The 6432-nt window shown below is 63.0% G+C and carries 5 protein-coding genes; 2 read left to right on the forward strand and 3 right to left on the reverse strand.

Annotated elements, in window-relative coordinates; genetic code table 11:
- Window positions 1-31: 31 nt before the first annotated feature.
- The 3 genes from HP546_RS23955 to HP546_RS23965 are packed head-to-tail and all read right to left on the reverse strand — an operon-like array spanning window position 32 to window position 2491.
- Entirely contained in the window at window positions 32-799 is a 768-nt protein-coding gene (locus tag HP546_RS23955; protein WP_172230360.1) for a TerB family tellurite resistance protein, read from the reverse strand.
- A 1-nt stretch (window position 800) separates the two neighbouring features.
- Window positions 801-1475 carry an N-acetylmuramate alpha-1-phosphate uridylyltransferase MurU gene (gene murU, locus HP546_RS23960; protein WP_172230362.1) on the reverse strand — a complete coding sequence of 225 codons (675 nt, stop codon included), beginning with the start codon at window positions 1473-1475 and terminating at the stop codon, window positions 801-803.
- Window positions 1472-2491 (reverse strand): aminoglycoside phosphotransferase family protein, encoded by a 1020-nt coding sequence (locus HP546_RS23965; RefSeq protein WP_172230364.1) that lies wholly within the window; start codon window positions 2489-2491, stop codon window positions 1472-1474. The genes murU and HP546_RS23965 overlap by 4 nt, the downstream gene beginning before the upstream one ends.
- A gap of 130 nt (window positions 2492-2621) precedes the next feature.
- Here HP546_RS23965 and HP546_RS23970 point away from each other — a divergent pair, with 130 nt between their 5' ends.
- Both HP546_RS23970 and HP546_RS23975 read left to right on the forward strand, forming a co-directional pair.
- Window positions 2622-5429 (forward strand): LPS-assembly protein LptD, encoded by a 2808-nt coding sequence (locus HP546_RS23970; protein WP_172230366.1) that lies wholly within the window; start codon window positions 2622-2624, stop codon window positions 5427-5429.
- On the forward strand, window positions 5410-6432 hold a 1023-nt coding region (locus HP546_RS23975), incomplete at its 3' end, for a peptidylprolyl isomerase (RefSeq protein WP_172230368.1). The genes HP546_RS23970 and HP546_RS23975, both read left to right, overlap by 20 nt.

Genomic DNA, 6432 nt, shown 5'->3' on the forward strand with positions numbered 1-6432 from the left:
AGCCCGCAGGGATAATGCGCCGAGCGGGCCGCTACAGCCCATGCCGCTTGCGGATCATGGCATAGGCCTGGTGCAACTCGCGGGTGCGCTCGGTAGCTTCACGCACCTGCGCCTCGCTGGCACCACTCCCTGCAAGCTTGTCGGGGTGGTGCCGGCTGACCAGCCGACGATACGCCTGCTTGACCTTGTCGCCGTCGGTGTCTGCCTCGACCGCCAGCAAGCGTAGCGCCGCCGCGTAGGTCATGGCCACGCCTTCTGGCCGGGCGACCTTGCGCGGCTCGTACTCCAGCGACATGGCCTGCACCTGCCGCCGACTCAGGCCCAGTTTCTGCCCCCAGTCCAGCAGCAGCGCACGCTCCTTGTTGCCCATCTTGCCGTCAGCCCAGACCATGCGCCAACAGGCGCGCAGGGTACCTTCCGCCGCATGCGGCTGCTGGCGAATACGCCGCAGGTGCCCGCCCAGCCGGTCCTTGCCCGCCTTACCGCGGTTGAACGCGGCAATCGCCCGCAGCCTGGCCGCCTCGGCCAGGTCCAGGCGCACCATTTCCTGGCGCGCCTGCTGGATATGCTGCTCGGCCACCCGGCCATCGCATTTGGCCAGGCGCCCGAGCATCACGAACAGCAACTCGTCGTCGCGCAGCGCCGAACGCCCGCCCAGGCGTTCGCGCATGTCCTCCCAACCTTGCAAACGCAGCCGGCGGTCCATGGCCTGCCCGAGCAACGCACCCAGCAACGCCCCCGGAATGCTGGCAACGGCAAAGCCGGCGCCCACTCCAATCACCGTGCCTGGCCACCACATGTCAGGCGCGCCCGCCAATCAGTCGCTCGGCCTCGGCCAGGCGCTCGACCGTGCCAACATCCACCCAGTGCCCACGGTAGTGCTCACCTGTGACCTTGCCAGCCGCCATGGCCCGGCGCAGCAGGGGGGCCAGCTTGAAGGCACCCGGCTCGCAGCCTTCGAACAGCGCCGGATGCAGCACCGACAGGCCGCTGAAGGTCAGCGTGCCTGGCGCGTCATCGCCATCGACGACCCGTCCGTGTTCCAGGCGGAAGTCACCGCGGCCGTGATGGCCAGGGTTGTCGACCAGCACCAGGTGCGCCAGGCCTTGCAGCGGGGCGGCGTGCAACTGCGTGAAGTCGTAGTCGGTCCAGACATCACCGTTTACCAGCAGGAACGGCGCGTCTGCGAGCAATGGCAGCGCCTTGAAGATGCCGCCGCCGGTTTCCAGCGGCTCGCCCTCGGGCGAGTAGCGGATGCTCAGGCCGTAACGGCTACCGTCACCCAGGTGGTCTTCGATCTGCTGGCCGAGCCAGGCATGGTTGATCACCACTTCGGTAACGCCTGCTGCCGCCAGGGCCCGGAGGTGGTATTCGATCAGCGGCTGGCCGGCAACCGGCAGCAACGGTTTCGGGGTATGCAGCGTCAGCGGGCGCATGCGCTCGCCTTTGCCCGCTGCCAGGATCATTGCCTTCATGCACGCGCTCCGGCCTGCAACTCGGCAATCAGCTCACCCAGCTCCGCCAATTCGGGCCGACGGCTGATCACTTCATCTATATAGGCGAAGAAGCGCGGTACGTCGCCCAGGTAGCGCGGTTTGCCATCACGATGGCAGATGCGGGCGAAGATACCGATCACTTTCAGGTGCCGCTGTACGCCCATCAGGTCGCTGGCACGCTGGAATGTTTCGAAGTCGGCCTGTACCGGGATGCCCGCTGCCTGTGCTTTTTGCCAGTAGTCCCGCAGCCAGCCTTCGACCCGTGCCTGTGGCCAGCTGAGGAAGGCGTCCTTGAACAGGCAGGTAATGTCGTAGGTGACCGGACCGTACACGGCATCCTGGAAATCCAGCACGCCAGGGTTGGGCGTGCTCTGCATCAGGTTACGCGGCATGTAGTCGCGGTGCACCAGCACCTTGGGCTGGGCCAGGGCGCTGTCGATCAACAGTTGGCTGACGCGCTGCCAGGTGGCCATTTGCGCATCGTTCAAGACCAGGCCAAGTTCACGCCCTACGTACCACTCGGGGAACAGCTCGACTTCACGGCGCAGCAAGGCGTCGTCGTAGCTGGGCAGAGGTGCATCCATCGGCAGGCGCTGCAATGCCAGCAGCGCATCGATGGCATCGGCGAACAGGCGGTCGGCGCTGTCAGAGTCAATGATATCAAGGTATGTCTGGTGGCCCAGATCCCCCAGCAGCAGGAAGCCACGCTCCAGGTCCTCGGCGTGAATCACCGGCACATGCACGCCGGCGCTGGCCAGCAGATGGTCGATGGCGACGAACGGTCGGCAGTTTTCCTGGGGCGGTGGCGCGTCCATGATCACGAAACTGTGCCCGGCGCCCTGCCAGCGGAAGTAACGGCGGAAGCTGGCATCGCTGCTGGCCGCGGTAAGGCTGCCTGCCGGCACGTCGCCCCAGGCGTTGTTCAGGAAAAGATCTTTGAGCTGCTCATCGAGCCAGACCGTCAGTTGTTGCAGGCGTACATCGTGTTCAGGCATTACAAGGGTCTCCGACGGCCCTAGCCGTCAAGCGGGTCATGCTTTATTATCCAGCATCTTTTTCAGACCATCGAGAGGCGTGCGGCCCCACACGCGGGCAGATGGCACGCAGGAAGCCCGGACTAATAAGATGGCATTGAAATCCCCCGCGTTTCGTAGAAAGTTTCCGTTGCTGGTAACCGGCGGTCTGCTGGCCCTGCAACCTCTGGCCACGTCTTACGTCGTGGCAGCCGAACAGTTCGACTGCCAAGTGTCCGCCGCCGGTGGTTGGGACTGCAAGCCCAAGGCCCCAGTCAACAACCTGCCGCCGCGCCCGGTGCACGAGGGTGCAGCCGTCAGTGCCGGCAGCGAAGCCGCGAGCGAAGCCGAAACCGCGGACCAGCCGATGTTGGTCACCGAGGCCAAAGGCCGTGGCCTGAAATCGCGCAGCGAAGATTACAGCCACCTGGACTGGGTCCCGCGTGACAAGCTTACCGCTGCCCAGCTGGCCGAAACCGGTCCCTACTGCGGTGGTGCGTACGTCGAGCCGCCCCGCCCGGGCATGGCCGACACCACGCCAAAGGACGAGTCGCCGACCTACATCAACGCCAAGGTTTCCAAATACCAGCAGGAGCAGCAGATCGCTACCCTGGCGGGTAACGTGGTCATGCGCCAGGGCAGCATGCAGGCCGAGGCCGACGAGGCCAACCTGTACCAGACCGAAAACCGCGGCGAGCTCAAGGGCAACGTCAAGATCCGTGACAACGGCTCGCTGGTGGTAGGTGACCAGGCGCAGATCCAGCTCGACACCGGCGAAGCCCAGGTCGACAACGCCGAATACGTGATGCACAAGTCGCACATCCGCGGCAACGCCCTGTACGCCAAGCGTGGCGAAAACGCCATTATCCGTCTCAAGGACGGTACGTACACCACCTGCGAACCGGGCAGCAACGCCTGGCAGCTGAAGGGCAACAACATCACCCTGAACCCGGCTACCGGCTTCGGTACCGCGACCAACGTCACCCTGCGGGTCAAGGATTTCCCGGTGTTCTACACACCGTACATCTACTTCCCGATCGACGACCGTCGCCAGTCCGGCTTCCTGCCGCCATCGTTCAGCACCAGCAGCGACACCGGCTTCATGCTGGTCACGCCGTACTACTTCAACCTGGCGCCGAACTACGACGCCACGCTGTACCCGCGCTACATGACCAAGCGCGGCCTGTTGATGGAAGGCGAATTCCGCTACCTGACACCTTCGAGCGAAGGCCAGTTCGGTGGCGCCTACCTGAACGACAAGAACGACGACCGCAAAGACCAGACGGACTACAAAGAACAGCGCTGGATGGTCAACTGGCAGCACAAAGGTGGCCTGGACGAGCGCCTGATGACCGAGGTGGATTACACCGACATCAGCGACCCGTTCTACTTCCAGGACCTGGAGTCCGACCAGATCGGTGTCGAAAGCCGCGACATCCTGAATCAGCAAGGCGCCCTGACCTACCGTGGCGACAGCTATACCGCGCGGCTGAACGTGCATGCGCACGAAATGGCCACCATCTCGCAGATCACGCCGTATGACAGCCTGCCGCAGGTTACTTTCAACGGTACGCTGCCGTTCCAGCCTGGCGGTTTGAACTTCGGTTACGAAACTGAAGCCGTGCGCTTTGATCGCGACCTGAAAGACGACTTCGTTTTCGACAAAGATGGCAACCCGGACGCAAGCGCAGGATTCCCCGGACGGCGCCTCGACGAGAACATTTTCGGTGTAGCCCGCGCCAACGGCACCCGTCTGAACGTCGCCCCTTCCATCAGCCTGCCAATGCAAGCCAGCTACGGCTTCGTCACGCCGAAGCTGAAGTACATGTACACCCACTACGATCTTGACCTGGACAGCGAAGGCAAGGCTGACGTGGCGGGCTCCAATGCCGAGACCCTGGACCTGTTCGGCGATTTCAAGAGCAACCAGAACCGCGACGTCCCGATTTTCAGCGTTGACAGTGGCCTGTATTTCGATCGCAACACGTCGATGTTCGGCACCAACTACCGCCAAACCCTCGAACCGCGCCTGTTCTACCTCTACGTCCCTTACAAGGACCAGATGGACATCCCGCTGTTCGACACCGGCGAAACCCTGTTCAGCTACGATTCGCTGTTCCGCGACAACCGCTTCAGCGGTACCGACCGTATCGGCGACGAGAACAAGCTGTCGCTGGGCGTAACCAGCCGCTGGATCGAAGATAACGGTTTCGAGCGCCAGAACTTCAGCATCGGCCAGGCCTACTACTTCAAGGATCGCAAGGTCCAGTTGCCGGGCATCGACTACCGCACCCGCAAGGATTCGCAGTCCGATGTGTCGCCGTACGCGCTGGTGTACAACTACTACTTCAACCGCGACTGGCGCTTCAATTCGGACTTCAACTGGGACCCGGACAGCCGCAGCACCCGTTCGGGCAGCGCGATGTTCCATTACCAGCCTGAAGACAATCCGAACAAGATCGTCAACCTCGGCTATCGCTACCGTAACGACACCATCGCCTACGACTCGACCACGGGTACCTGGAAAGTGGGCGGCGGTGACTATGGCACCCCGGGTGATCCGAACTACATCAAGGATTACTACAAGATCCAGCAGCATGACTTCTCGGTTATCTGGCCGATCGTGCCGCAGTGGAGCGTCATCGCGCGCTGGCAGCATGACTACAACCGCAACCGCACCCTGGAAGCCATGGGCGGCTTCGAATATGACAACTGCTGCTGGAAGCTGCGTCTGGTCAACCGCTACTGGATCGACTACGACGATTTCAGCCAGGCCCTTCCACAGAACGAAAAAGGCGACCATGGTGTCTTCCTGCAGATCGTGCTGAAAGGCCTCGGTGGTGTAGTGGGCAACAAGGTCGAATCTTTCCTCGACCAAGGCATTCAAGGTTACCGTACACGTGAAGACCAAGCTTATTGATCGTCTGCGCCCAGTGTTGCTGGGCGCCGCTTTGCTGAGTGGCGCGGTGCATGCCGCGGTACAACCTCTTGATCGCGTGGCGGCCATCGTCGACAACGACGTGGTCATGCAAAGCCAGCTGGACCAGCGTGTCCGCGAGGTGCAGCAAACCATCGCCAAGCGCGGCGGCGGCGTGCCGCCGACCAGCGCTCTGGAACAGCAGGTGCTGGAACGCCTGATCGTCGAAAACCTGCAGCTGCAGATCGGCGAACGCTCCGGCATCCGCATCACCGACGAGGAACTGAACCAGGCCATCGGCACCATTGCCCAGCGCAATGGCATGTCGCTGGAGCAGTTCCGCGCCGCCCTGGCCCACGACGGCCTGTCGTTCGATGACGCCCGCGAGCAGGTCAAGCGCGAGATGATCATCAGCCGCGTGCGCCAGCGCCGGGTGGCCGAGCGTATCCAGGTGTCGGAGCAGGAAGTGAAGAACTTCCTCAATTCGGACATGGGCAAGATGCAGATGTCGGAAGAGTACCGCCTGGCCAACATCCTGATCCCGACCCCGGAAGCCGCCAACTCGGAAGCCATCCAGGCCGCCGCGCGCCAGGTCGGCGACGTGTACCAGCAGCTCAAGCAAGGCGCGGACTTCGGCCAACTGGCCATTGCCCGCTCCGCCAGCGAAAACGCCCTGGAAGGCGGCGAGATGGGCTGGCGTAAAGCCGCCCAGCTGCCACCCGACTTCGCCAAGATGCTCAGCAGCATGCCGGTTGGCGAGATCACCCAGCCCATCCGCATCCCCAACGGCTTCATCATCCTCAAGCTCGAGGAGAAGCGTGGCGGCAGCGAGAACGTGCTGCGTGACGAAGTGCACGTGCGCCATATCCTGATCAAGCCAAGCGAAGTGCGCAGCGATGCAGCCACCGAACAGCTGGCCGAGAAGCTCTACGAGCGGATCAACAACGGTGAAGACTTCGCCACCCTGGCCAAGAGTTTCTCGGAAGACCCGGGCTCGGCGCTTAAC

This window comes from Pseudomonas sp. CM25, assembly GCF_013179705.1.
Taxonomy (GTDB): Bacteria; Pseudomonadota; Gammaproteobacteria; order Pseudomonadales; family Pseudomonadaceae; genus Aquipseudomonas.